General features: G+C 72.1%; 21 protein-coding genes. 10 read left to right on the top strand and 11 right to left on the bottom strand.

Features of this window, described 5'->3' with window-relative positions; genetic code table 11:
* Nucleotides 1-10: 10 nt before the first annotated feature.
* Entirely contained in the window at nt 11-1,438 is a 1,428-nt protein-coding gene (locus ACA089_RS10840; RefSeq protein WP_372016682.1) for an amidohydrolase, read from the bottom strand.
* Nucleotides 1,439-1,601: 163 nt separating this feature from the next.
* Here ACA089_RS10840 and ACA089_RS10835 point away from each other — a divergent pair, with 163 nt between their 5' ends.
* Nucleotides 1,602-2,141 (top strand): DUF924 family protein, encoded by a 540-nt coding sequence (locus ACA089_RS10835; RefSeq protein ID WP_372016680.1) that lies wholly within the window; start codon nt 1,602-1,604, stop codon nt 2,139-2,141.
* Nucleotides 2,142-2,201: 60 nt separating this feature from the next.
* Here ACA089_RS10835 and grxD read toward each other — a convergent pair whose 3' ends face one another.
* Nucleotides 2,202-3,128 (bottom strand): Grx4 family monothiol glutaredoxin, encoded by a 927-nt coding sequence (gene grxD, locus ACA089_RS10830; protein ID WP_372016678.1) that lies wholly within the window; start codon nt 3,126-3,128, stop codon nt 2,202-2,204.
* A gap of 75 nt (nt 3,129-3,203) precedes the next feature.
* Between grxD and ACA089_RS10825 the strand changes: the two genes are divergently transcribed.
* Both ACA089_RS10825 and ACA089_RS10820 read left to right on the top strand, forming a co-directional pair.
* Nucleotides 3,204-3,986 (top strand): polysaccharide deacetylase family protein, encoded by a 783-nt coding sequence (locus ACA089_RS10825; RefSeq protein ID WP_372016676.1) that lies wholly within the window; start codon nt 3,204-3,206, stop codon nt 3,984-3,986.
* A gap of 35 nt (nt 3,987-4,021) precedes the next feature.
* The gene (locus tag ACA089_RS10820; RefSeq protein ID WP_372016674.1) at nt 4,022-4,687 is read left to right on the top strand and encodes a Rossmann-fold NAD(P)-binding domain-containing protein; all 666 of its coding nucleotides are present in this window, start codon (nt 4,022-4,024) and stop codon (nt 4,685-4,687) included.
* 426 nt (nt 4,688-5,113) lie between these two features.
* Here the strand turns inward: ACA089_RS10820 and ACA089_RS10815 are convergent, their stop codons facing one another.
* From ACA089_RS10815 to ACA089_RS10805, 3 genes are read right to left on the bottom strand one after another with little or no spacing between them, the layout of a single operon-like run.
* The gene (locus ACA089_RS10815) at nt 5,114-5,785 is read right to left on the bottom strand and encodes a methyltransferase domain-containing protein (protein ID WP_372017755.1); all 672 of its coding nucleotides are present in this window, start codon (nt 5,783-5,785) and stop codon (nt 5,114-5,116) included.
* 20 nt (nt 5,786-5,805) lie between these two features.
* Entirely contained in the window at nt 5,806-6,462 is a 657-nt protein-coding gene (locus tag ACA089_RS10810) for an SGNH/GDSL hydrolase family protein (protein WP_372016672.1), read from the bottom strand.
* 15 nt (nt 6,463-6,477) lie between these two features.
* Nucleotides 6,478-7,755: an aminotransferase class I/II-fold pyridoxal phosphate-dependent enzyme gene (locus ACA089_RS10805; protein WP_372016671.1), complete on the bottom strand. Its 1,278-nt coding sequence runs from the start codon at nt 7,753-7,755 to the stop codon at nt 6,478-6,480.
* Between the two features lie 528 nt (nt 7,756-8,283).
* On the opposite strand from ACA089_RS10805, the gene rsgA reads away from it, so the two are divergent.
* Nucleotides 8,284-9,402, top strand: coding sequence for a ribosome small subunit-dependent GTPase A (rsgA, locus tag ACA089_RS10800; protein ID WP_372016669.1), 1,119 nt, complete (start codon nt 8,284-8,286; stop codon nt 9,400-9,402).
* A 372-nt stretch (nt 9,403-9,774) separates the two neighbouring features.
* Here rsgA and ACA089_RS10795 read toward each other — a convergent pair whose 3' ends face one another.
* A complete protein-coding gene (locus ACA089_RS10795) occupies nt 9,775-10,335 on the bottom strand; it encodes a CPBP family glutamic-type intramembrane protease (protein WP_372016667.1) in 561 nt (186 codons plus the stop codon).
* A gap of 442 nt (nt 10,336-10,777) precedes the next feature.
* On the bottom strand, nt 10,778-13,072 hold the full coding sequence (locus ACA089_RS10790) for an NADP-dependent malic enzyme (protein WP_372016665.1): 2,295 nt from the start codon (nt 13,070-13,072) through the stop codon (nt 10,778-10,780).
* Nucleotides 13,073-13,285: 213 nt separating this feature from the next.
* Here ACA089_RS10790 and ACA089_RS10785 point away from each other — a divergent pair, with 213 nt between their 5' ends.
* From ACA089_RS10785 to ACA089_RS10765, 5 genes are read left to right on the top strand one after another with little or no spacing between them, the layout of a single operon-like run.
* Nucleotides 13,286-14,548: an amino acid deaminase gene (locus ACA089_RS10785; protein WP_372016663.1), complete on the top strand. Its 1,263-nt coding sequence runs from the start codon at nt 13,286-13,288 to the stop codon at nt 14,546-14,548.
* A gap of 49 nt (nt 14,549-14,597) precedes the next feature.
* Nucleotides 14,598-15,953, top strand: coding sequence for a GntT/GntP/DsdX family permease (locus ACA089_RS10780; RefSeq protein ID WP_372016661.1), 1,356 nt, complete (start codon nt 14,598-14,600; stop codon nt 15,951-15,953).
* Between the two features lie 20 nt (nt 15,954-15,973).
* A complete protein-coding gene (locus ACA089_RS10775; RefSeq protein WP_372016659.1) occupies nt 15,974-16,840 on the top strand; it encodes a MurR/RpiR family transcriptional regulator in 867 nt (288 codons plus the stop codon).
* 7 nt (nt 16,841-16,847) lie between these two features.
* Complete coding sequence (locus ACA089_RS10770) at nt 16,848-18,317, top strand: N-acyl-D-amino-acid deacylase family protein (protein WP_372016657.1); 1,470 nt, start codon at nt 16,848-16,850, stop codon at nt 18,315-18,317.
* A gap of 22 nt (nt 18,318-18,339) precedes the next feature.
* Complete coding sequence (locus tag ACA089_RS10765; RefSeq protein ID WP_372016655.1) at nt 18,340-18,735, top strand: RidA family protein; 396 nt, start codon at nt 18,340-18,342, stop codon at nt 18,733-18,735.
* Between the two features lie 34 nt (nt 18,736-18,769).
* Here the strand turns inward: ACA089_RS10765 and ACA089_RS10760 are convergent, their stop codons facing one another.
* Nucleotides 18,770-20,044, bottom strand: a complete 1,275-nt coding sequence (locus tag ACA089_RS10760) for a flavohemoglobin expression-modulating QEGLA motif protein (RefSeq protein ID WP_372016653.1) — start codon at nt 20,042-20,044, stop codon at nt 18,770-18,772.
* A 10-nt stretch (nt 20,045-20,054) separates the two neighbouring features.
* A complete protein-coding gene (locus ACA089_RS10755; protein WP_372016651.1) occupies nt 20,055-21,119 on the bottom strand; it encodes a L,D-transpeptidase in 1,065 nt (354 codons plus the stop codon).
* A 146-nt stretch (nt 21,120-21,265) separates the two neighbouring features.
* On the opposite strand from ACA089_RS10755, the gene ACA089_RS10750 reads away from it, so the two are divergent.
* Nucleotides 21,266-22,435, top strand: coding sequence for an OprO/OprP family phosphate-selective porin (locus ACA089_RS10750; protein ID WP_372016649.1), 1,170 nt, complete (start codon nt 21,266-21,268; stop codon nt 22,433-22,435).
* A gap of 35 nt (nt 22,436-22,470) precedes the next feature.
* On the opposite strand, the gene ACA089_RS10745 is transcribed toward ACA089_RS10750, so the two are convergent.
* The gene (locus ACA089_RS10745; protein WP_372016647.1) at nt 22,471-22,863 is read right to left on the bottom strand and encodes an STAS domain-containing protein; all 393 of its coding nucleotides are present in this window, start codon (nt 22,861-22,863) and stop codon (nt 22,471-22,473) included.
* Complete coding sequence (locus ACA089_RS10740; protein ID WP_372016645.1) at nt 22,860-25,268, bottom strand: SpoIIE family protein phosphatase; 2,409 nt, start codon at nt 25,266-25,268, stop codon at nt 22,860-22,862. The genes ACA089_RS10745 and ACA089_RS10740 overlap by 4 nt, the downstream gene beginning before the upstream one ends.
* Nucleotides 25,269-25,293 lie beyond the last annotated feature (25 nt).

The following is a 25,293-nucleotide window of genomic DNA, read 5'->3' as shown; positions in this document are numbered from 1 at the left end:
TGGCGACGGATCACAGCGCACCTCCCGGGGCGGCGCCCGGCTGCCCGAGCATGAAGTCCGAACGCGGCTGCCGCGACGGGTCGTGGCGGTCGTACACGCGCGCACCGTCGATGTAGACCTGCTCGGCCTGCGCGTAGGAACTGAAGGGATCGCGGTTCCACACCACCACGTCGGCCAGCTTGCCGGCCTCCAGGCTGCCGGTGCGGTCGGCCACGCCGAGGGCGCGCGCGGCGTTGGAGGTCACCCAGCCGATCGCCCGTTCCGGCGGGATGTCCATCCCGGCCCGGCGCGCGTTGGCCATGACCTTGGCCGCCTCCTGGTTGAGCCGCTGGATGCCTTCCTCCGAATCCGAGTGCACGATCGCGCAGCTGTTCCTGGGCCGGTCGACCAGCGCGATGTTCTCCTGGATGCCGTCGAAGGCTTCCATCTTGAAGCCCCACCAGTCGGCCCACAGCGCGCCGCAGATGTTCTCCTGGGCGAGCCGGTCGGCGATCTTGTACGCCTCCACACCATGGTGGAACGCGGCGATCCTGAAGCCGAACTCCTTGGCCAGGTCGATCATCGTGGTCATCTCGTCGGCGCGGTAGCAGTGGATGTGCACCAGGATGTCGCCGTTGATCGCGCCGGCCAGCGTGTCCAGCTTGAGGTCGCGCTTGCCGCCGGCGTCGCCCGAGCTGTCGTTGCCGCCCTCGGAGGACTGCCACCAGCGGCGCTTGGGCTTCTCCTGCGCCTTGCCGCCGCCGTTCTTGCGCAGGTATTCGCTGGCGTCGATGAAGGCGGCGCGGTATCCGGCGACGTTGCCCATCCGGGTCGACGGCGCGGTGCCCTTGCCGCCGTAGACGCGCTTGGGGTTCTCGCCGCAGGCCATCTTCAGGCCCCACGGCGCACCGGGGAACTTCATCGCCTGGTAGGTGGTGGCCGGCACGTTGCGCAGGGTCACGCCGCGGCCACCGACCAGGTTGGCCGAGCCGGGCAGCACCTGCAGGGTGGTGATGCCGCCGGCCAGCGCGGTGGCGAAGCCCGGATCCTGCGGCCACACCGAATGCTCGGCCCAGACGTTGGCGGTGACCGGCGCGGTCATCTCGTTGCCGTCGCTGTGCGCCTTGACCCCCGGGCTCGGGTATACGCCCAGGTGCGAATGCACGTCGATGATGCCCGGGGTGACCCACTTGCCGGTGGCGTCGACCACGCGCGCGCCGTCGGCCTGCAGGCCGGTGCCGACCTGGACGATCCTGCCGTCGCGCATGAGCACGTCGGCGCCGTCCAGGCGCTGGCCGGTGCCGGTGAGCACGGTGGCGTTGCGCAGCAGCACCGGTTCGGACGGCAGCGGCGCGTAGGTGCTGGGATACGGATCGTCGGTGAAGCGCGAGGCCGCGGTCGCGGCCGGCGCGAGGCCGCAGGCGACGACGCCCGCGGCGGCGAGCAGGAGGTGGCGCATGGTTGTCCCCGGAATGAACCCTGACCCCCGACCCTAAACGGGCGGCCGGTGCCACGCAATGTGCCGATGGTTGAGCGGGCAGGAACGCGGTCACGGATCGGCCGATGCGCAACCGCCACCCATGATGCGCGATGCTGTACGCCGATCCTGGAGGAGGCACGGCATGGCGACGACGGCGGACGACGTGGTGCGGTTCTGGCGCGAAGCCGGCATGCAGGCCTGGTTCAACGGCGGCGAGGCGTTCGACCGCCAGTGCGAGGCGCGCTTCCTGGACGCGCACCTGCTCGCGGCGCGCCGCGGACTGGAGGACTGGCTGGACACCGCGGACGGCGCGCTGGCGCTGCTGGTGCTGCTCGACCAGATCCCCAGGAACGTCTTCCGTGGCAGCGGCCACGCCTTCGCCACCGACGGGCTGGCCCGGCATTACGCCGACCGTGCCCTGGCCGCCGGCCTGGATGCGGGCTTCGAGCCGGCGCTGCGCGGCTTCTTCTACCTGCCGTTCGAGCATTCGGAGGACCTGGCCGACCAGGAGCGCGCGGTCGCCCTGTTCGCCGCGCTCGGGCACGAGCTCTACAGCCGCTACGCGGTCGCGCACCGCGACGTGATCGCCCGCTTCGGCCGCTTCCCGCACCGCAACCTCGCGCTGGGGCGGCCGAGCACGCCCGACGAGCAGGCGTGGCTGGACGCGGGCGGCGGCTTCTGAGGCCGCAAACGGAAACGGAGCCTGGCGGCTCCGTTCCTGCGTTCCCCGCCGTGGCGTGGTTCAGTACTTCGGCACGCTGCCGTCCACCTCGTCGGTCCAGCGGTCGATGCCGCCCTCGACGTTGAAGACCTGGGTGAAGCCCTTGCCGCGGAATTCCTCGGCGGCCTGGCCGCTGCGGCCGCCGCGGTGGCACAGGAACGCCAGCCGGGTGTCCTTCGGCAGCGCTTCCAGGTCCACGCGGCCTTCGCCGTCGAAGGTCCGGTGGGCCACGGCGACGGCGGCGATCGCACGCTCGTCGGCCGGGCGCACGTCGACCAGCACCAGTTCGCCGGCGCGCACCTGGCGGTCGGCCTCGGCCGGGGTGATCGCCTGGACCGGCTTGGGCGCGTTCGGGTTGTCGATCGCCAGGCCCTGGCCGCGGAAGTCGTCGACCCAGTCGATGGTGATGCCGTTGGCGCGGCGCGCGCTGGCCGGGTCGAACTGGATGCGCAGGCCGGCGGTTTCCACCGCGATCGCGTTGTCGCTGCGCGGGGCGATCTGGAAGCGCGGCTGGAAGCGCGCGTCGATCGACAGCGACAGCGCGGCGTTGCCGGCATCGGCCAAGGCGCCCGCCAGCTTCTCGGCCGCCGCGGCGGTCACGGTGACCTGCGGCGGGGTGCGGTCCGGCGCCGGCAGGCCCAGCAGCTGCGACAGTTCGCCGCTGGCGGCCAGCTGCTCGATGATGTCGCTGCCGCCGACCAGCTCGCCGTCGATGTACAGCTGCGGGATGGTCGGCCAGTTGCCGAACGCCTTGATGCCCTCGCGGATCTCCTGGTCGGCCAGCACGTTGACGTGCGCGTAGTCCACGCCCAGGTCCTCCAGCACGCCGGTGGCCTTGGCCGAGAAGCCGCACTGCGGCATGCCGGGCTGGCCCTTCATGAACAGCACGACGCGGTTGGCCTGGAGCAGCGATTCGATGCGCGAACGCAGGGCGGGATCGAGGGACATGTGGGAGCTCGCGACAGTGGGGGACAAGCCGGGGAATCCGGGCCCGCCATTCTACCCCCGTGGCATCATGCGGCGATGAGCGCCCCGGTAATGCCGACCCATCGCATCCCGCGCCATCCGCACGCCTGGCTGGGCTGGCTGGTGCTGTCGCAGCTGGCGGTCGCGATGCTGTGGTGGTGGCTGGGCTGGCGCTGGGGCCTGCCGGCACTGCTGCTGTCGCACGCGCTGTTCATCGTGCCGGTGTTCGTCCCGTCGGCCACCCTGTATGCCCCCGTGCTGACCCGGCTGCGCACCTCCGAACGCGCGGTGTGGCTGACCATCGACGACGGCCCCTCCGCGGACACGGCCGCGATCCTCGATGCGCTGGACCGGCATGGCGCGTCCGCGACGTTCTTCGTCGTCGGCGAGCGCGCCCGGCAGCGGCCGGAGGTGGTCGCCGAGATCCGCCGCCGTGGCCACGGCATCGGCAACCACACCCGGACCCATCCCTCGGCGCGTTTCTGGGCGCTGGGGCCGCGCGCCATGGCCGCGGAGATCGGCCTCACCCAGGCGATCCTGTCCGCACCGCCCATCCCGCCGCCGCGGTGGTTCCGCTCGGTGGCCGGCCACACCAATCCCTTCGTCGCCGCGCCGCTGCGCACCCATGGCCTGGCCCGGGTCGCGTGGAGCGCCCGCGGCTACGACGCGGTCGACGGCGATCCGGTGCGGGTGCTGCAGCGGATCGGCCGCGACCTGCGGCCCGGCGCCATCGTCCTGCTGCACGAGGGGGCCGCGCATGGCCGCAGCGTGGAGATCGTCGAGGCCGCGCTGTGCCTGCTGGAGGAGCGCGGGTTCGGCACGCTGGAGCCGCCGCAGTAAGGGCGTGCCGGCCGCGTCTCCGCTAAGGTGCGCGCATGAACGCCATCGATCCGGCAGTCCCCTCCGGCGCCTCGGTGCTGCTTGCCGGCGCCACCGGCCTGGTCGGACGCCAGGTGCTCGCCCTGCTGCTGGCCGACCCGCGCGTGGCGCGCGTGGTTGCGCCGTCGCGCCGGCCGCTGGACCCGCATCCCCGGCTGATGGACGTGCGGGTGGACTACGACGCGCTGCCGGAGGACGCGCCGTGGTGGAAGGTGGACGCGGTCATCTGCACCCTCGGCACGACGATCCGCACCGCCGGCAGCCGCGAAGCGTTCCGGCGGGTGGACCATGACTACCCGCTCCAGGTCGGGGCACTGGCGCGGCGCCATGGCGCCCGGGCCTACGCACTGAACTCGGCCAAGGGCGCCGATCCGCACTCGCGCGTGTTCTACAGCCGGGTCAAGGGCGAACTGGAACATGACCTGGGGACCTTGGGCTTCCCTTCGCTCACCTTCGTGCGGCCCGGCCTGATCGGCGGCGAACGCGACGAGCACCGCAGCGGCGAGGCCGCCGCCACCGTGGTCCTGCGTGCATTGGCCCCGGTGCTGCCACGTGGCTGGCGGATCAACCCGGCGGCGCTGATCGCGTCGGCCCTGGTGGAGGCGGCGCTCCGGGCGGTGCCCGGCCACCACGTGGTCGAGTCGGCTGCACTGGCCGGCTGAGCGAAGCGGGTGATGGGTCGGCCTGCCGTCAGGCAGCCGGCTGCAGCTCCCGGCAGAGGCAGCGCGCGTTGCCGGTGCAGGCCATGGCGCCCATGACCGACTCGTGGCTGAAGCCGGGGGAAGCGGCGCGACAGCTCGTCCGGCAGATCCCGGTCGCCGGCCGCGCCCTGCGGATACGCGATGCCCGCCTCCGCGCCTTCCAGCCGCCACCAGACGCCCGCGGCCCACGGCCCGGTGTCATCGGTCTGGATCGCCACGCGCTGCTCCGCCGCCCGACCGATGGCCTGCCGCTCCCCGGAGGGAAGCGTCGCGCCTGCGCGGGCGTCGTCCCATGCCAGCACGCCGCCACGTTCGGACGCGGGCGCATCACGTCGCGCCTGGCGGCGCGCCTTCCACCCGCGCGCGACGGTCGAACACCGGTCGTCCTCAGTCGCGCGCGGCGACGATCAGCCAGTTGTTGAAGGGCGTGTCGCCGCGCAGCGGCGAGAACGTGCTGCGCAGGCCGGCCGCATCGAAGCACGCGCGCAGACGGTCGGCGTCCGGATAGTGCCGCGGCGCGGATTTCATCCAGCCCAGCAGGTGCGACAGGCGGTCGGTGCCGCGGGTGATCCGCGCGCGCCGGCTGCCGTCGTCCAGGCCGGTGCGGATCACCAGCCGCGCGCCCGGCTCGAGCATCGCGACCATCCCGTCGACCAGCGCCTGCTGGCGTTCGGGCGTGAAGAACTGCAGCACGTCCAGCATCGCCACGCTGCCGCGGTGCGGTGGCAGCGTGCGCGACAGGTCCTGGGTTTCGAACCCGGCGTCGGCCAGGCCACGGCGTGCCGCGGCGCGGCGCGCGTCGACGATCTTGCGCGCGTCGTGGTCCACGCCGAAGTAGCGCACGGCGATGCCTTCCTCGTGCAGCGCATGGGCGAGCAGGCCCAGCCCGCAGCCCAGGTCCAGCAGCGGCGCGCGCGTGCCACGCAGGGCCGCGCACACGCCCGGGTAGAGCGGATCGCTGCGCAGCTTGGCCCGCGCGTAGTAGTAGTGGTAGCGGTTGCCCAGCGGCCAGTCGGGCAGGAACGCGCGGGCGATGCGCCGCGCGCGTTCGGCCGACAGCGGCGGCAGCGCGGTACCGGTCATCGGCCGCCGCCCAGCGCCGCGCGCGCCGCGGGCAGCGCCAGCGCAGTCCACAGCGCGTACATCGCAGCCGACGGATGCAGGCCGTCGTCGACCAGCATCGCCGCCTCGGCGCCGCGCTCGCGGCTGGCCGGCGCGATGTCGATCCAGTGCGCGCCCGCGCGCATGGCCTCCTCCCGGCACACCGCGTTGAACGCGTCGATCTGCGCCGCCACCAGGGCCGGATCGCGCGACTGGGCGACGGCGAACGGGGTCACGCCCCAGTCCGGGATCGCCAGCACGAGCACGCGACCGGGCTGGCCGGCGGCGTAGCCGATCGCGCGCTGCAGCAGCGCCGCGAACTGGGCGCGGAACTCGTCCAGCGGGCGGCCGCGGTACTGGTTGTTCACGCCGACGAGCAGGCTGACCAGCGCGTGGTCGCCGGCAACCGGCGACTGTGCGTGCGCCGCGGCGATGCCGGCCTCCAGCTCGTCGGTGGTCCAGCCGGTGGTCGCGATGATCCGCGGATCGGCCAGCACGATGCCGTGCCCGCGCAGCGCGGCCGCCAGCTGCACGGGCCAGCGCCCGGCCGGCTCGACCCCTTCGCCGATGGTGTAAGAGTCGCCGAGCGCGAGGTAGGCGGGCGCCTGGGGGGGCGCCCCGTCCGCCGCCGTCATCGCCACCGCCCGCCGTCAGGCCGCGGCATTGCGCGCCTTGGCCTTCAGCGGCACGACCTTGGTCGCGGCCTCGGCCCGGCGTTCCAGGGCGCGGTCGATGCGCGCGAACACCTCGCGCATCACCTCGGCCTGCGGCAGCAGGGTCACGCGGAAGTGGTCGCGGTAGGGCACGTTGAAACTGGAGCCGGGGACGATCAGCACGTCCTCGGTCTCGAGCAGTTCCAGCGCGAAGGTGTGGTCGTCGAAGCCGCGCGCGGCCGGGCCGACCACCGAGGGGAAGGCGTACAGCGCGCCCTTGGGCTCGACCAGCTGCAGGTGCTCGCTGGCGGCGCAGGCGTCGATCACCGCGCGGCGGGTCTCGTACAGCCGGCCGCCCGGCGCGCACAGCTCGCTGATCGTGTCCGGACCGTTGACCGCCGCGGCGATCGCGTACTGGCCGGCCACGTTCGCGCACAGGCGCAGGCCGGACAGCAGGTCGATGGCGTTGCGGTAGTCGACGGTGCGCGCGTGCGCGCCGGTCAGTACCGCCCAGCCCACGCGCCAGCCGCAGGCGCGGTGGACCTTGCTCAGGCCGCTGAAGGTGATGCAGGGGTGGTCGCCGGCGATCGGCGCCAGCGGTTCGAACGCGGCGCCGTCGTACAGCACCTGGTCGTAGATCTCGTCGACCAGCAGCAGCAGGTTGTGGCGCTGGGCGATCGCGACCAGGCGCTCGAGCAGATCCTTCGGATAGACCGCGCCGGTCGGGTTGTTCGGGTTGATCAGCACGATCGCGCGGGTGCGCGAGGAGACCAGGCCCTCGACCTCGACCGGATCGGGCATGAAGCCGTTCTCCGGCGCGCAGCGGTAGTACACCGGGCGGCCGTCGTTGAGGATGGTCGCCGCCGACCACAGCGGGTAGTCCGGCGACGGCACCAGCACCTCGTCGCCCGGGTTGAGCAGGGCGCGCAGGGTCATGTCGATCAGCTCGGACACGCCGTTGCCGACGAACACCCGGTCGGCCGATACGTGCGGCGCGTTGCGGGCGCGGTAGGCCGCGGCCAGCGCCTCGCGCGCGGCCGGCAGGCCGAGCTGGTGGGTGTACGGATCGGTGTGGTCGATGTCGTCGATGATGGCGCGCTGCAGGTGCGCCGGGGCGCGGAAGCCGAACGCGCCGGGATTGCCGATGTTGAGCTTGATCAGCGTGCGCCCTTCCGCCTCGAGCGCGTGGGCTCGCCGGTTCAGTTCTCCGCGGATCTCGTAGCGGACTTCTGACAGGCGCTCGCGGACGCTGAGCGGTTTCTCGGTGGACGACATGGCGGCAAGCGGTCGGGTGGGGTGGCTGGCATGTTAGCGGAAATAAACCGCGCAAGTGCCTGTCCGCAAAAGGCTGGCCGGGGGCGTGACCGGGGTTTCGATTTCAGTCGAAATCGTCGTCCGGGCCCCCCATGACCAGGTCCCGGCATGGGGGCGCCGCGTCCGGGTGCTGGCATGCATGTGTGCAGTCACGGCGAAGACGGTCACGGCAAGGGCGGTCGGGGCAAGGCGGTCGAAGGCAAGGCGGTCGAGGCCGGCGGCGCGCATCGGACGTGCAGGCGCCGGGGCGCCGGCCGGCGACGCCGCGCGCTCGTCGGGCACGTCGACCTCCACCCATCGGCGGCGAACGCCTCGCGGCGTGTATCTAGCGCCGTCGGCAACCCTGCCGTCCATCGGCGGCTGGATGGCAGCACGCTCGCGCAGCCGGGCCGGCGCGGGCGGCTACGCGCCGGCGCCGCCACGGTGTTCGCCCGGGTCGGTCCCGGGAGGAGGGGGCGGGAGGCGGAGCCTCGCCCTACAATCCGCGGCATGGAACACGTCGACCCCGATTACGCCCCCCTGCGCCGCATCGGCTGGCCGTGGGCGGGTCCGGCCGGGGATCCGGCCTGGCAGGCCGCCGCCGCCGCCCATCCCGGTGCGCGCCCGGCCCGGGTAAGCGAGCAGCACCGCACCGGCTACGTCCTGGCCGACGCGCCGGACACCGGCTTCCGCGCCGAATCACCGCCGGAGTGGCAGCGCCGCCCGGTGTTCAAGGCCGACGGCGTGCCGCTGCACGAACGCGCCGCGGTCGGCGACTGGGTGTTGCACGACGGCCGCCGGATCCTGGCGCTGCTGCCGCGGCGCAGCGCGATCAAGCGCGCCGCCGCCGGCGAGCACTACCAGCAGCAGGTGATCGCCGCCAACGTCGATACTGCCTTCGTGGTCTGCGGCCTGGACGCCGATTTCAACCCGCGCCGGATCGAGCGATACCTGCTGCTGGTCGGCGGCGGCGGGGTGGAGCCGGTGGTGGTGCTGACCAAGGCCGACCGCGACGGCGCCGATGCCGGGGCCGCGCTCGCCGCGCTGGCCGACCTGCGCGCCCAGGGCGTGGCCGTGCTCGCGCTCAACGCCAAGGATCCCGACGCGGTGTCCGCGCTGATGCCGTGGCTGGGCCCGGGCCGCACCGCGGTGCTGGTCGGCTCTTCCGGCGCGGGCAAGTCGACCCTGACCAACAGCCTGCTCGGCGAGCAGCGGATGAAGACCGCCGAGGTCCGCGGCCACGATTCGCGTGGCCGCCACACCACCACCCACCGCGCGCTGATCGCGCTGCCCTCCGGGGCGTGCCTGGTCGACACGCCGGGCATGCGCGAGCTCAAGCCCACCGGCGAGGAAGAGCTGGCCGATGGGGGATTCGCCGACATCGAGGCGCTGGCCACGCAGTGCCGCTTCAACGACTGCGCGCACCAGAACGAACCTGGTTGCGCGGTCCGTGCGGCGATCGAGGCGGGCGAACTGGACGGCGCGCGGGTCGCCAACTACCTCAAGCTGCGCGACGAGGTCGCCGGCGCCGCCGACCGGCTCGCCACCCGCCTGGCGCAGAAGTCCGATGCGCGCGTGCAGAACAAGGCGCTGCGCAAGCGGTTGGATGAGAAGTACCCGAGGCGGTAGGGCTCTTCCATCACAGTCCCGCTTACCCAGTACGACGTGCGGACTGGCTCAGGTCAGGGCGCGCAAGTCCGGTCGAGTGCTCGATCCTTATTCGCGGCTGACATACCCATTTCTAGAAGATCCGTCCGGTAGCTCCACAAAACGAGCAGGGCGCCAAACATCAAGGCCGTACTCAACAGAAGGATTTTTGATTTGGACATATCGCCTCGTCATCGGTAGCCGTCGCATTTCAGATTGAGAAAGGGTCATCAGGCAAATTGCCGCGCACGAAGCACGCGTTATCGGGCGATCAATCTCGCCTTAATCGGTATCGATTGGACCGTTTCCGCCCGCCATGCCCCTCGCCAGTGAGCTGAGTTCAAACTTCGCCGTTCAACCAGCCAGTCCAAATCCGTTAGAGAAATACCAAAGCAATATCATTGCGTTGACGGTGCTGTGAGTGATGGCTCGTTGCAATGAGCTTGCCGCTTTCGCGAGGGCCAGCCAGCACAGCACTATGGAGACCAGGAATGACCACGCCATCGAGCCCTGATGGGCTAAGGCAAAGATGACGGAAACTAGAGCTGCGGAGACCCATCGGTTCAAGAAACCGGACACGCCAGCCAGAAGGAGGTGTCTGACCACCTTCTCTTCGAAGATCGGGGCGGTGACAACCGAGCTCAGGACGCCGATAAAGATTGCAGCCGGACTAATCGCCGCGAGGTCCGGGAAGATCGTTCTCCCCCATGCGAAAGCGATGACCCAGAAGACGGACAGCGCCACTCCGAGCGACAACAGCGTGACGATGCGCCCGAAAGACCATGGCGCGCAGTTCCGCTCCGGATAGAACTTGAACAGGACCAAGGCGATGGCTACTTCAGCGATCGGCTTGGAGCCAGCCAGTCCGAGAAGCTCCCCAGCCTTGGCGATGGCGCCGGCAGCAATCGTGGCCATCACGCCGACAAGCACGAGACGAGTTGACCAGCCCCTTCCGCTGGCAAGGGGAGCCGGCGAGGGCGCCGGCGAGGAGGAGCGCGGACGCTCCTCCCCGGATTGGTCAGGAGATCCGCTCAAGGATGCCTGGCACCGTAATCGGACTTGCGGCCAAGAAATCCCAAACTGCCTTCCCAGCAGCCACCCAGTCAGACGCGGTCCCGGTGCACGACAGCGACGGATCCTTCGACACTGTTGCAGTGCAGACCAGCTCTGCACCCGACACTGTTTCGATATCACTCAGACTCAGAGGACGCATGACATCCACTCCTTTGGTTGTTGGCGTGACGGGTCACCCTGACCCGCACGGCCGGAATGGTCCGGCCGTCCACCTATCGCACGACTCACTTGCCCCAGGAATAGGTTGGCTCCGGGCTGCGGAGTCAGAAAAATCCGATCTCCCTTAACCCTTCCGCTCCCCCTCCATCTGCGCCCGGATCTGCGCATCGACCGCCGCGATCGCGGTCATGTTCAGCACCCGGCGCGGGGTGGCGCTGGAGGTGAGGATGTGGACCGGCTTGCTGATGCCCATCAGGATCGGGCCGATGGCCACGCCCTCGGTCATCACCCGGACCAGGTTGTAGGCGATGTTGGCCGCGTCCAGGTTGGGCATCACGAACAGGTTGGCGCGGCCCTTGAGGGTGCCGTTGGGCATGTTCTTCTGCCGCAGCAGCTCGTCCAGCGCCGCGTCGGCCTGCATCTCGCCGTCCACGTTCAGGCGTGGCTGGCGCTTGAGCAGCAGTTCGCGGACCTTGCGCATCTTCAGCGCGCCGGGGGTCTCGTGGCTGCCGAAGTTGGAGTGCGAGAGCAGGGCGATGCGCGGCTCGATGCCGAACAGCTTCAGGCGGTAGGCCGCCTGCAGGGTGGCTTCGGCGATCTGCTCGGCGGTCGGATCGTCCTGGACGTGGGTGTCGAGGAAGAACCACACGCCCTGGTTGTTGATCACGCCGGTCATGGCCGCGGTGGACTGCACGCCCGGGTCCAGCCCGATCACGCTGCGCACGTAGCCGAGCTTCTTGTGGAAGCGGCCGACCACGCCGGTGAGCAGGGCGTCGGCTTCGCCGCGGGCGACCATCACCGAGCCGATCAGGGTCGGGCGGGAGCGCATCAGGTTCTTGGCCGCGGCCACGGTCACGCCGCGGCGCTCGGTGATGGCGTGGTAGTGCTGCCAGTAGTCGTTGAAGCGCGGGTCGTCGTCCTGGTTGGTGATCTCGAAGTCGACGCCGGCCTTCATCCGCAGGCCCAGGCGCTGGATGCGCGCCTCGATCACGTCCGGGCGGCCGATCAGGATCGGGAAGGCCACGCCTTCGTCGATCACGGTCTGCACCGCGCGCAGGATCACCTCCTCCTCGCCCTCGGCATAGGCCACGCGCTTCTTGTCGCTGCGCGCACGGTCGTACACCGGCTTCATCATCAGGCTGGTGCGGTAGACGAACTGGCCCAGCTTCTCGCGGTAGGCGGCCATGTCGGCGATCGGGCGCTCGGCAATGCCCGAGTCCATCGCCGCCTGCGCCACCGCCGAGGACAGCTCCACCAGCAGGCGCGGGTCGAACGGCCGCGGGATCAGGTACTCGGCGCCGAAGCAGGGGATGTCGTCGCCGTAGGCGCTGCCCAGGTCGGAGGCCTCGCGGCGGGCGAGGGCGGCGATGGCGTGCACGCAGGCGACCTTCATCGCCTCGTTGATGCCGGTGGCGCCGACATCCAGCGCGCCGCGGAACAGGTACGGGAAGCAGAGCGCGTTGTTGACCTGGTTCGGGTAGTCCGAACGGCCGGTGGCGATGATCGCGTCCGGCCGCGCGGCCTTGGCGTCCTCCGGCAGGATCTCCGGGTACGGGTTGGCCAGGGCCAGGATGATCGGCCGCTCGGCCATGGTCGCGACCATCTCGGCCTTGAGCACGCCGCCGGCCGACAGGCCGAGGAAGATGTCGGCGCCGCGGACGATCTCCTCCAGCGAACGGGCGTCGGTGTCGCGCGCGTAGCGCTGCTTGTCCGGGTCCAGGTCGGTGCGGCCGCTGTGGATCACGCCGCCGCGGTCGAAGGCCAGGATGTTCTCCTTCTTCAGGCCCAGCGACACCAGCATGTCCACGCAGGAGACGCCGGCCGCGCCCATGCCGGTGGTGGCCAGCTTCACGTCCTCGATCTTCTTGCCGACCACGTGCAGCGCGTTGACCACGGCGGCGCCCACGATGATGGCGGTGCCGTGCTGGTCATCGTGGAACACCGGGATGTTCATCCGCTCGCGCAGCTTGCGCTCGACGATGAAGCACTCCGGCGCCTTGATGTCCTCCAGGTTGATGCCGCCGAAGGTCGGCTCCAGCGAGGCGATGATGTCGACCAGCTTGTCCGGGTCGTTCTCGTCGATCTCGATGTCGAACACGTCGATGCCGGCGAACTTCTTGAACAGCACGCCCTTGCCTTCCATTACTGGTTTACCAGCAAGCGGGCCGATGTTGCCCAGGCCCAGCACCGCGGTGCCGTTGCTGACCACCGCCACCAGGTTGCCGCGCGCGGTCAGCTCGCTGGCCTGCCTGGGGTCCTCGACGATCGCCTCGCAGGCGTAGGCCACGCCCGGCGAATAGGCCAGCGCCAGGTCGCGCTGGGTGAGCATCGCCTTGGTCGGGGCGACCTTGATCTTTCCGGGGCGCGGGTGGCGGTGGTAGTCGAGGGCGGCCTGCTTGAAGTCTTCTTGTTCGGACATGTCCGTCACGGCGATGGGCAGGCCCGGGATTCTACGCGGGCGGTCAGGGGCGGGGTCCGCGGCGGCCCGCGGCTACCCGCCGGGCGCGCTGCCCCCCGTCGCCGTGATCCGCGCCTCATGCGCTGAAAATTATTTTCTTAATGCGCGGCAATGTGGTACCAATGACGCACCTCTCCCGTGCCTGTCGATGCGGCCATGAACTCGCCCGGTCCCGTGAATTCCTTTCAGGCAGGGCCCGCGCCGCTGGCCGGCAAGGGCCTGGGCGCGGGCCCGGAGTCGCTGGAAGCCGCGGCCGTGGCCGGCCTGGGCTGGCGGATCCTCGCCGGCGAGGTGAGCCTGCCGGTGGCGGTGCTGCGCGACTCGGCGCTGGCCCACAACCTGGCATGGATGCGCGGCTTCATGGACGCCTACGGGGTCGAGCTGGCCCCGCACGGCAAGACCACCATGAGCCCGGAGCTGTTCGCGATGCAGCTGCAGGCCGGCGCCTGGGGCATCACCCTGGCGACCGCCCCGCAGGTGCGCGACGCGCACCGGCATGGCGTGCGCCGGGTGCTGATGGCCAACCAGCTGGTCGACCGCGCCAACATGGCGATCATCGCCGGGCTGCTGGCCGATCCCGGCTTCGAGTTCTGCTGCCTGGTCGATTCGGCGGCCAATGCCGAGGCCCTGGGCGCCTACTTCGCAGGCCGCGGCCAGCGGCTGCGGCTGCTGCTGGAGGTCGGCGTGGCCGGCGGCCGCACCGGCGTGCGCGACGAGGCGCAGGTGCACGAGGTGGCCGCGGCGGTCGCGCGCTGGCCGCAGTCGCTGGCGCTGGTCGGCGTGGAAACCTACGAGGGCGTGCTCAAGGAGGAGGCCGCGATCCGCGCGCTGCTGCGGCGCACGCTGGACACGCTGCACGGGCTGCGCGCCGAGGCTGCCTTCGCAGAGGAGCGCGTGCTGCTGTCCGGCGCCGGCTCGGCCTGGTACGACGTGGTCGCCGAGGAGTTCGCCGAAGCCGCCAGCGACCCGGGCGTGCGCGTGCTGCTGCGGCCGGGCTGCTACCTCACCCATGACGTCGGCGCCTATCGCGAGGCCGACGCGCGCATCCACGCCGCCAACCCGGTCGCGCGCTCGATGGCCGAAGGCCTGCGCCCGGCGCTGCAGCTGTGGGCCTGCGTGCAGTCGCGGCCCGAGCCGGGGCGGGCGATCGTCGGCCTGGGCAAGCGCGACGCGGCCTTCGACGCCGGCCTGCCGCTGCCGGTGCTGCGCTACCGCCAGGGCGAGGACGCGCCGCGCGCGGTGCCGGCGCACTGGCGGCTGGGCGCGATGATGGACCAGCACGCGTTCCTCGAGCTGCAGGCCGGCGACGACGTCCAGGTCGGCGACCTGCTGTGCTTCGACATCTCCCATCCGTGCCTGACCTTCGACAAGTGGCGCCACCTGCTGCGGGTGGACGACGCCTGGCGGGTGACCGGCGCCGTGCGCACCTTCTTCTGAGCCCGCAGCCGATGCCCATCTCCGACACGCGCCAGCCGGGCGCGACCGCATGAGTCCCGGCACCCTGCTGCTGCTCTACGCGGCGGCGGCCATCTGCGCGCTGGTCGTGCTGATCGCCCGCTACCGGCTCAACCCGTTCATCACCCTCACGGTGGTGTCGCTCGGCCTGGCGCTGGTGGCCGGCATGCCCGCGGGCGAGATCGTCGGCGCCTACGAGCAGGGCGTTGGCCGCACCCTGGGCCACATCGCGCTGATCGTCGCGCTCGGCACCATGCTGGGCAAGATGATGGCCGAGTCCGGCGGCGCCGAACGGATCGCGCGCACGCTGATCGCCCGCTTCGGCTCGAAGAACGTGCACTGGGCGATGATGCTGGTCGCGTTCGGCATCGGCCTGCCGATCTTCTTCGAGGTCGGCTTCGTGCTGCTGGTGCCGATCGTGTTCAACGTCGCCCGCCGCACCGGCGTGCCGCTGCTGCTGGTCGGGCTGCCGATGGTCGCCGGCCTGTCGGTGGTGCACGGCCTGGTGCCGCCGCACCCGGCCGCGATGCTGGCGGTGAAGGAATACCAGGCCGACGTCGGCCGGACCGTGTTCTACGCGCTGCTGGTCGGCCTGCCGACCGCGGCGCTGGCCGGCCCGGTGTTCGCGAAGTTCATCGCCCCGCGCGTGCCGCTGCCGGCGCACAACCCGATGGAAGCGGCGTTGCTGGACGAGGGCCATGGCCAGGTGCCGGACGCGCAGCTGCCGGGCTTCGGGATCACCGTGGCCACGCTGCTGCTTCCGGTCGGGCTGATGCTGCTCGGCGGCTGGGCGGACGTGCTGGCCACGCCGGGCACCCAGGCCAACGGGTTCCTGCGCTTCATCGGCAACTCGGTGGTGGCGCTGCTGCTGGCCACGCTGCTGAGCTTCGTCACCCTGGGCTTGATGCGCGGCTTCAACCGCGAGCAGATCCTGCGCTTCTCGCAGGAATGCCTGGCGCCGACCGCGGCCATCACCCTGCTGGTCGGCGCCGGCGGCGGCCTCAACGGGATCCTGGTCAAGACCGGCGTGGCCGCCGAGATCACCGCGATGTCGCAGCGCTTCGAGCTGTCGCCGCTGCTGATGGGCTGGACCGTGGCCGCGCTGATGCGGATCGCGACCGGCTCGGCGACGGTGGCGATGAGCACCGCCGCCGGCATCGTGGCGCCGATCGCGCTGGCCGCCGGTTACCCGCACCCGGAACTGCTGGTGCTGGCCACCGGCGCCGGCTCGCTGATCCTTTCCCACGTCAACGACGGCGGCTTCTGGCTGGTGAAGGAGTACTTCAACCTGTCGGTGGCGCAGACGTTCCGCACCTGGACGGTGCTGGAGACGCTGATCTCGCTCGTCGCGCTGGCGCTGACCGCCGCGCTGGCGGCCCTGCTCTGAACCGCATTCCCGAGGCTCCCATGCACGACATCGTCTACCAGCTGCGCCAGCGCCGCGACCGCTTCAGCCCGGTGGAGCGGCGGATCGCGGACGCGATCCTGGCCGACATCCCCGCCGCGGCGCAGTCCGGGGTCGGCGAGCTGGCCGACCGCGCCGGGGTGAGCGTGGCGGCGGTGTCCCGCTTCGCCAAGGCGCTCGGCTGCGCGCACGTGCGCGAACTGCGCGCGTGGCTGGCCGAGGCCGGCGCGGTCGGGCGGCGCTTCCTCGACGAGGCCGACGCGCCGCCGCTGCCGGCGCTGCACGCGCAGATCGGCGACGACATCGAAGGCGTCCTGCGCCGCAACCTGGCCGGGTTCTCCGAGCAGGTGGTGCGCGAGGTCGCCACCGCGCTGTCCACCGCCCGGCGCGTGCACGTGTTCGGCATGGGCGGCGGTTCGGCGGTGTTCTCGCAGGAACTGCAGCAGCGCCTGACCCGGCTGGGCCTGCCGGTGGCCGCGTGCAGCGACGCGGTGGCCATGCGCATGCTCGCCGCCACGCTGGAACCGGAGGACATGGTGCTGGCGCTGTCGATCAGCGGCCTCAACCCCGAGCTGCGCCAGGTGCTGGACATCGCCCGCGGCTATGGCGCGCGGCTGGCCGCGATCACCCGGGCGGGCACGCCGATCGCCGCGCAGGTGCAATGGCTGCTGCCCCTGTCGCTGGAGGAGACCGACTTCGTGTTCAAGCCCTCGGCTTCGCGCTACGCGGTGCTGCTGGCGATCGACGTGCTGTCCACCACCGTGGCCCTGCTCGATCCGGCCGGCAACCGCGAACGCCTGCGCCGGATCAAGCTGGCGCTGGATGCCTGGCGCGGGGGCGACGAAGAACGCCTGCCGCTGGGGGACTGAGGTGCCCGTGCGCCCTTCCGCCGCCGGCGCGACGTTCGACCTGCTGGTGCGCGGCGCGCTGGTGCTCGACGGCCGCGACACGCCCGGCGTGCCCGGCGACGTGGCGGTGCGCGACGGACGCATCGTCGCGATCGGGGCGCTCGACGGTGGCGGGGCCGCGCGCGTGGTCGACGGCACCGGGCTGGCGCTGGCGCCGGGCTTCATCGACGTGCACACCCACGACGACCTGGAGGTGATCCGCGCCCCGGCGATGCCGGCCAAGCTGAGCCAGGGCGTCACGACGGTGGTGGTGGGCAACTGCGGGATCAGCGCCAGCCCGGTGCGGCCCGGGCACGGCGACGGCAGCGGCGCGGTGCCCGATCCGATGAACCTGCTCGGCGCCGACGGGGAGTTCGCCTACCCGCGCTTCGCCGACTACCGCGCCGCGGTCGAGAAGGCGCGCCCCGCGGTCAACGTCGCCGCGCTGGTCGGGCACACCGCGCTGCGCCAGAACCACATGGACCGCCTCGACCGCGCCGCGGGCGCGGACGAGATCGCGGCGATGCGCGCGCAGCTGCGCGAGAGCCTGGACGCCGGCGCGCTCGGCCTGAGCAGCGGCCTGGCCTACGCCTCCGCGTTCCAGGCGCCGGACAGCGAGGTGCTGGCGCTGTCGGTGGAACTGGACGGCGCCCGGCACGCCTACGCCAGCCACCTGCGCGACGAGTTCGCCGGGATCGTGCCGGCACTGGACGAGGCGATCGCGGTCGGCCGCCACAGCGGCGCGCCGGTGCGCGTGTCCCACCTCAAGTGCGCCGGCATCGACAACTGGGGCCGCAGCACCGAGGTCCTGGCGACGCTGGAGCGCGGCGCGCACGGCCACGACGTGGCCTGCGACTGCTACCCGTACGCGGCCAGCAGTTCGACCCTGGACCTCAAGCAGGTCACCGACGCCTACGACATCCTGGTCACCTGGTCCGGGCCGCATCCGGACCAGGGCGGGCGCCTGCTGGCCGACATCGCCGCGGACTGGCATACCACGCTGATGGGCGCGGCGCGGCGGCTGCAGCCGGCCGGCGCGGTCTACCACTGCATGGACGAGATGGACGTGCGCCGGATCCTCGCGCACCCGCTGACCATGATCGGGTCCGACGGCCTGCCGCGCGACCCGCGCCCGCATCCGCGCCTGTGGGGCACGTTCCCGCGGGTGCTCGGCCACTACGTGCGCGAGGCGCGGCTGTTCCCGCTGCACACCGCCGTGCACAAGATGACCGGCCTGCCGGCGGCGCGCTTCGGCCTGCACGACCGCGGCGCGATCCGGGTCGGCGCCGCCGCCGACCTGGTGCTGTTCGACCCGGCCACGGTGCGCGACGTGGCCGACTACCACGACCCGGCGCGCCCGGCCGCCGGCATCCACGCGGTGTGGGTGAACGGCCAGCGCGCCTGGGACGGGGCGAAGGTGGCGCGCGCGCGCCACGGCCGCTTCCTCGCGCCGGGCTGACCCTTTGGCAACGGAGACACACATGGGCGACATCAAGCGGTACGGCGTCGAAGGCGGGGTCGGCCAGGGCCGGCAGCACATGCCGTTCGCGCGCGCGGTCCAGGCCGACGGCTGGCTGTACGTGTCCGGGCAGGTGCCGATGCGCGACGGCGTGCTGGTGACCGGCAACGTCGCCGAGCAGGCGCACGTGGTGATCGGCAACCTGATGGCGATCCTGGCCGAGGCCGGCTACGGCCCGGAGCATGTCGTGCGCTGCGGGGTGTGGCTGGACGACGCGCGCGACTTCTACGCGTTCAACGAGGTCTTCCGGCATTACTTCGGCGAACATCCGCCGGCACGCGCCTGCGTGGAGTCGCGGATGGTGGTGGACTGCAAGGTCGAGGTCGACTGCGTGGCCTACAGGCGTCCGGAGCGCTGACGCCGGCCGACAGCCGCGCACACGCCGGCCGTGCCTACGGCGCGGCGGGCTTCGCCGGCGCGCGCATCGGCTGGTAGTCGATCCGGTCCATGCGGATCCGGTTGGCGAACAGCGAGAACGCCAGCATCCCGGCCAGGCCGTTGGCGCGCTGCACCCACGGCGGCAGCCAGCGCGGCGGCACCAGCGTGCCGTCGAGGAACAGCGGCTCGAAGCGGACCGCGTCGCGCAGGGTCATCTTGCCGGCGAACAGCCAGCGGCACAGGCGCAGCCGGTCCTGCTGCAGCGCGTAGCGGAAGAAGGTGTGCACGCCGATCAGCCCGCGCAGGTAGACCGCGTCCTTGGTGAAGGCGCTGCCGCCGGTGAGCGGCACGCCGCGGAACACGCGCTGGGCGGAGACGAAGCTCTCCGCCTCGTTCTGGCCGCCGTCGAGGAAGTAGCGGAACACCTGCAGGAAGTCGGCGCCTTCCAGGGCCATGGCCACCGCCTCGATGCGCATGCTGATCCGCTTCATCCGCTCGATGTCGATGCTGCCGGTGATCTGCTCGGCGAACGTGGCCAGGCCTTCCTGGGTGGCGGTGACCCGTGGCGAGGCCAGCGCCAGGCTGCGCAGCAACGGCTGCCCGCGGCCGTTGAGCGCGGTCAGCGAGTGCACCAGCGCTTCGTGGTGGAACAGCTGGCGGCGGTCGTAGTCGCTGAACGCCGCGCCGGCGCGCAGGCGGATGCGGGTCGCGCCGGCGGCGGCCTTGGCGATCAGCTGCGGGTCCAGTTCGACCGTGATCACCCGGCCATCGAAGAAGTCGTCCAGGTCCGACTGCAGTTGCAGCGCCAGCGCAGTGGCCGAGACCGGCACCTGTTCTTCCGGTGCGATCAGCTCGTGGTCCAGGTCGCTGGCGATCTGGATGAAGTGGCGCGCGGCCTCGCGCGTGGACGGGCCATCGCCGGGCAGCGGCTGGTCCGGCCGCCCGAACAGCGCGACCGATTCGGCGCAGGCCTGCGCGGTGCCGAGCGATTCCAGCAGCGCCGCGGCGCGGTTCCAGCTCTCGGCCGATTCGATCAGGTACAGCCCGAGCGGATGGTCCGGGTCGGCCGCCGCCGCGACCGCGGCCAGCTCGCGCCGGGCATCGCCGAAGTCCAGGCGCAGGTAGCTGACCGCCGGCAACGCGGCCTGGCCCCGGTGCCAGCGTTCGAGGAACTCCATCTGGACGCTCGCCGGCCAGCTGGCCAGCGCCAGCAGCCGGATCCCGCGCGCGGCCCGGACCATGCGCTCGTCGAGCGCGGCATGGTGGGCGAGGTCGGGCGCGGCGGCCATGCGGGCCGGCTCAGGCGTCCGGCGGCAGCGCGTCGAACACGCGCTGCACCGGGCCGGTCTGCCGTTCCAGCACCGGCGCATCGGTGACCATCAGCGTGGTGCCGGGCCGCAGCAGCGGATACACGCGTCCGGCGAAGCCGGCCGGCAGCACCACCCGCGCCATCCGCGCGGCGGTCAGCACCTGGCCGGCCTCGGACTCGACCCCGGGCACGTCCAGGCCGACCCACAGCGGCACCGGCGTGTCCGGCTGCTGCGGGTTGGCACCGGGCGCACGGCCCTCGCGCAGCTGGAACACGTGGGTGCCCAGCGGCCGCTGCGGCTCCTGCAGCTCGAAGCGCGCGCGGCCGATCTCCACCCCATCCTGGAACACCAGCACGCGGCGATCGCCGCCACTGACCAGGATCGACAGCGGCCCGCCGCCCGCCGCCGGCGGATCCCAGCGGTAGGACTCGCCCTCGGCCAGCCGTGGCCGCTCGTCCTCCGCGCCGCTGGCCGCGTCGATCGGCATGAACCCGGGCGGGTGGGCGAGGGCATCGGCCGAGGTGCCCTCCTGCGCCACCACCACGGTCATGCCCAGGTGGGTGGCGTCGAACAGCTGCCGCGCGAACTCGCTGGGCAGGTGCACGCAGCCATGCGACTCGGGATAGCCGGGCAGGCCGCCGGCGTGCAGCGCCACCCCGTCCCAGGTCAACCGCTGCTGGTAGGGCATGGGCGCGTTGTTGTAGGTGCTGGAACGGTGGTCCTTGTCCTTCTGCAGGATCGTGAACACGCCGGTCGGGGTCTCGTGGCCCGGCTTGCCGCTGCTGACCGTGCTGATGCCGATCGGCAGGCCGTTGCGGTACACGTACACCCGCTGCTCGGTCAGGCTCACCACCGCGGCGATCGGTCCGGACGGGGAGGCGTCGCCGTCCCAGATCCATTCGCCCGGGCGCAGTGCCTGCGGCGGCGTGCCCACCGGACTGGACGCCTTCGCGCCCCAGGACGGCACCGCCGCGCCGGCCGGCAGCGGTACGCTGCAGGCCAGCAGCACGCTTGTCAGCAGCGCAGGCAGGCACGGACGCAGGGACCAGGACATGCGGATCTCCTCGGGCGTTCGGGCAGTCTAGCGCCGCGTCCGCCGCCCCGGGCCGCTTCAGGGCCGCCGCGGGCGGCCGCTATCCCGGGCGAAGCCGGTGCGATGCGTGCCTGCTCGTGCCACCTTCCGTCTTCGCAGAGCCCGTCATGCCCTCCCTGCCCAGCCACGCCACCGGCCACGCCGCCGGCCGCCTCGCCCTCGCCCTGGCCGCGCTGCTGTCCGCGCCCGCCGCCTTCGCCGCCGACTGGCGCGACCTGCCCACCTCGTTCACCGCCGGGGGCACCGAGTACGGCGCCAAGGGCACGTTCCAGTACGACAGCAACCGCTTCTCCGACGACGAACGCGCCGACGGCAGCGCGGTGTTCGAGGACGACGACGCCTGGCGCCGGCAGGAGTTCTATCTGTTCGCGCGGCGCAAGGGCGTGTTCGAGGCCACCGCCGGTTACGACTTCACCGCGCGCAGCTGGGGCGACGCCTTCGTCAAGCTGACCTCCAAGGTCGCCGGCGACGTCCGCCTCGGCCACCAGAAGACCCTGGTCGGCTGGGAGGACTACGGCTACGGCACCAGCTCCACCATCTTCCTCGAGCGCTCGGCCGCGGAGAACGCGTTCTATGCCGGCCGCCGCACCGGCGTGGAGTGGACCTGGACCGGCCTGCCGGGCTGGCGCTTCGCCCTGGCCGGCTACGACGGCGAGGACCTCAACGGCGACAACGCCGGCACCACCTTCGCCGGCCGCCTGGTCAACACCCCGGTGTCCGGCGAGCGCCGCGTGGTCCACCTCGGCGCCAGCGCCTCGCGCGAGCGCCGCGACGACGGCATCGCCCGCTTCCGCGCCCGTCCCAACGCCGCGCTGACCGACGTGCGCCTGGTCGACAGCGGCCGCCTGGCCAGCGACCACATCGACCGCGTCGGCCTCGAGGCCGCGTGGCGCGAAGGCCCGCTGCTGCTGCAGGCCGAGTGGCTGAAGGGCAGCAACGAAGCGCCCGACGGCGGCCACTTCGACGGCCGCGGCTGGTATGCGTTCGCCTCCTGGTCGCTCACCGGCGAGGTGCGTCCCTACGCCAACGCGGCGTTCGGCAACCTCAAGCCGAAGCACGCCGCCGGCGCGGTGGACGTGCAGCTGCGCTATGCCGACCTGGACCTGGACGACGGCAGCGTGCAGGGCGGCCGCCAGCGCGACTGGACCCTGGGCGCGAACTGGTACTGGGGCCGGCACCTGAAGCTGCAGGCCAACTACGTGTGGCTGCGCAGCGAACGCGCCGGCGTCACGCTGGAGCCGGAGATCCTCGAGGCGCGGGTGCAGCTGGCGTTCTGAGCGCGGCGCGGGCGGGCGCGGCGCGCCCGCACGCGTCAATCGTCGTCGTCGTCGCCTTCGACGACCTTGCGCTGCATCGCGTCGAGGTAGGCGTCGGCTTCGGCCACCGAGGTGAAGATCTCGTTGAGCGGCACCGCCTTGACCATGTCGAACACCTTCTGGATCTGCGGCTGCGGGTTGGCGACCAGCACCTTGCCCGCGCGCGCCGACAGCGCCTTGCGCGCCTTGAACACCGAGCGGATGCCGGCGCTGCTGATGTAGTCCAGCCCGGCCAGGTCCAGCACCAGCGAGGTCACCGCGGCGTTGGCCAGCACCGGGGCCAGCGCCTCGTCCAGCTGCGCGTAGGTGTGCGTGTCCAGCCGGCCGCCGACGGCCACGCGCTGGACGCCGTTGGCGGGCGGGGTCGTCTCGATCCTCAACAGGCTCATGCGGGGCTCTCCATGTCGTGCGCGGCGTCCAGCCGCAGGGTGATGCGCAGCACGTTGACGTCCTCGATGCGCTGGTAGTCGATCTCGTCGGCCAGCTCGCGGACCAGGAACACGCCCAGTCCGCCGATGCCGCGTTCTTCCACATCCGCGTCCAGGTCCGGCGCCGCCTGCGCGGTCGGGTCGAACGGCACGCCGCGGTCGCGGAACTCCAGCCACAACCGGCCATCGTCCACACGCGCATGCATCTCCAGCGGCGCGTCGGGGGCGACCGCGTGCTCGACCGCGTTGCACGCCACCTCCTCCACGATCAGCCGCGCGTCGTGCATGGCTTCGGTGCTGGCGCCGTGGTGTTCCAGCAGGGCGTCGATCGCATCGGTCATCCGCATCACGTCGGCCGACGAGTGCGCCACGCTGATGTGCACCGAAGTCTCCCCTTTCGCGCCGACAGCATGCGCCTCGGCCCCGGGGTTGTCGAGGTCGTGGCTGCGGCTGATGGCCAGGATGGTGGTGTCGTCGGAGGGCGGCGCGGCGCCCACGAACCGCTGCACGTCGGCCAGCAGCCGCGCGCAGGCTTCGGCCGCGCCGAGGCCGCTGCCGAGCGCCCGGCACATGCGCTCGAAGCCGTAGGCGGCCCCGGCGAGGTCGAACGCTTCGGTCACCCCGTCGGTATAGGCCAGCAGGCAGTCGCCCGGGACCAGCGTGCCGCGCCACAGCGGGAACGCGTCGCTGACCTCGAACCCCAGCGGCGGGCCGTTGGCCAGCAGCACCGGCTCGACCCGGCCGTCGTGGTGCAGCAGCAGCGGCGGCTCGTGGCCGGCGCTGGCCAGCTCCAGCGCGCCGCTGTGCACGTCGATGCGCCCGCACAGCACGGTGGCGAACATGCAGGTGTCGTTGCCCTGCACCAGGCGCCGCGAACCCTCGGCGAGGGCGTCGGCCGGCGTGGCCGCGGTCTGGATCGCCACCTCGAGCATGGTCACCGCGCGGGCCATGAACAGCGCCGCCGGCACGCCCTTGTCGGAGACGTCGCCGATCACGAACCACAGCTCGCCGGCGCCGCGCTCGATGAAGTTGTAGAAGTCGCCGCCCACCGCCTTGGCCGGTTCCAGCAGCGCCTGCGCCTCCAGGTGCTCGTGGCCGCGGTCGATGGTGCGGCCCTGCGGGAGCATCGCCCGCTGGATGTCGCGCGCGATCGACAGTTCGCTCTCCAGCTTCTGCCGCGCCGCGCTCATCTCGGCGATCTCGCCCATCTGCCGGCGGATCGAGGCGCGCGCGTGGTCCAGCGTGCGCGCCAGCACGCCGACCTCGTCCTGGCGGTCGCGGTGGGCCAGCGGCGCGTCGTTCTCGCCGGCGATGAAGTCCAGCGCCGAGCGCGCCAGTTCCTCCACCGGCCGGCTGACCTGGCTGCCGACCTTGCGCACCAGCCAGGCGCCGAGCAGCGCCAGCACCAGGCTGACCCCGACCAGCACCTGCAGGGCGCGGTCGAAGCGGGCGATGATCAGGTCGTAGGACTCGCCCACCAACAGCGTCCAGCCGCTGTCGCCCACCGGTTCGACCACGGTGAAGCGCATCCGGTCGATGTTGCGGTCGCGGTGGTAGAAGTGGACCGGCCGCTGTTCGCGCACCGCCTCCACCGCCGGCGCCAGGTCGTCGCGGCCGAGGCGCCCGACCAGCTCGGGCAGGCGTTCGTGCGGCAGCGCGCCGGGCAGGGTGCTCATCGCCAGGGTCCCTTCCGGCGCCACCAGCGTGACCCGCACGCCGGGCAGGTGGGCCAGGCTTTCCACCGGCGCCACCAGGTCGTCGATGCGCACGTCGACGCTGGCCATGCCGCGCGCCGGCGGCGACAGCGGCACGTTGTAGGTCGCCATCCACACCTTGCCGGCGGTGTGGTTGAGGTAGGGCTCGGACCACCAGCCGCGCGTGCCCTGCACGGTGCGCGCGTACCAGGACTGGCGGTCCAGCGCGTAGCCGTCGCGGACGAAGTCGCGGCTGCGGCCGTGCTCGCCGACGTAGCGCGCGTACGCGGCGTCGCCGGGCTGGCGCGGTTCGACCGCCAGCAACACCCCGGCGGCGTTGGGGATGCTCTCCACCAGCGCCGCCTGCGCCTGCTGCAGCGCCTCGGGCGTCAGCGTGCTGCTGGAGACCAGCCGGGACAGGTTGCCGGCGGCCAGGGTCAGGGTGCGCAGGTTGTCGTCCAGCCGCCCGGCCGCGGCGATGGTGGTGGCGCGGGTGTCGCGGCGGGCGCGGTCGAGGATCTCGTGGCGCACGTACCAGATCGTGGCCACGGTCACGCCGAGCAGGAACAGCAGCGTGGTCAGGCCCGACCACAGCGCGATCCGGGTGCGCAGGCTGTGGTACCAGCGCACGTGGCCGGCGATCGCGGCGGGCGGCAGTTCCGTGTTGGGCATGGCCCGTTCCCCGGGGCGGACGGCC

The organism is Pseudoxanthomonas fibrivorans, from assembly GCF_041464125.1.
Taxonomy (GTDB): domain Bacteria; phylum Pseudomonadota; class Gammaproteobacteria; order Xanthomonadales; family Xanthomonadaceae; genus Pseudoxanthomonas.
This window is presented reverse-complemented; position numbering and strand designations above follow the sequence as displayed.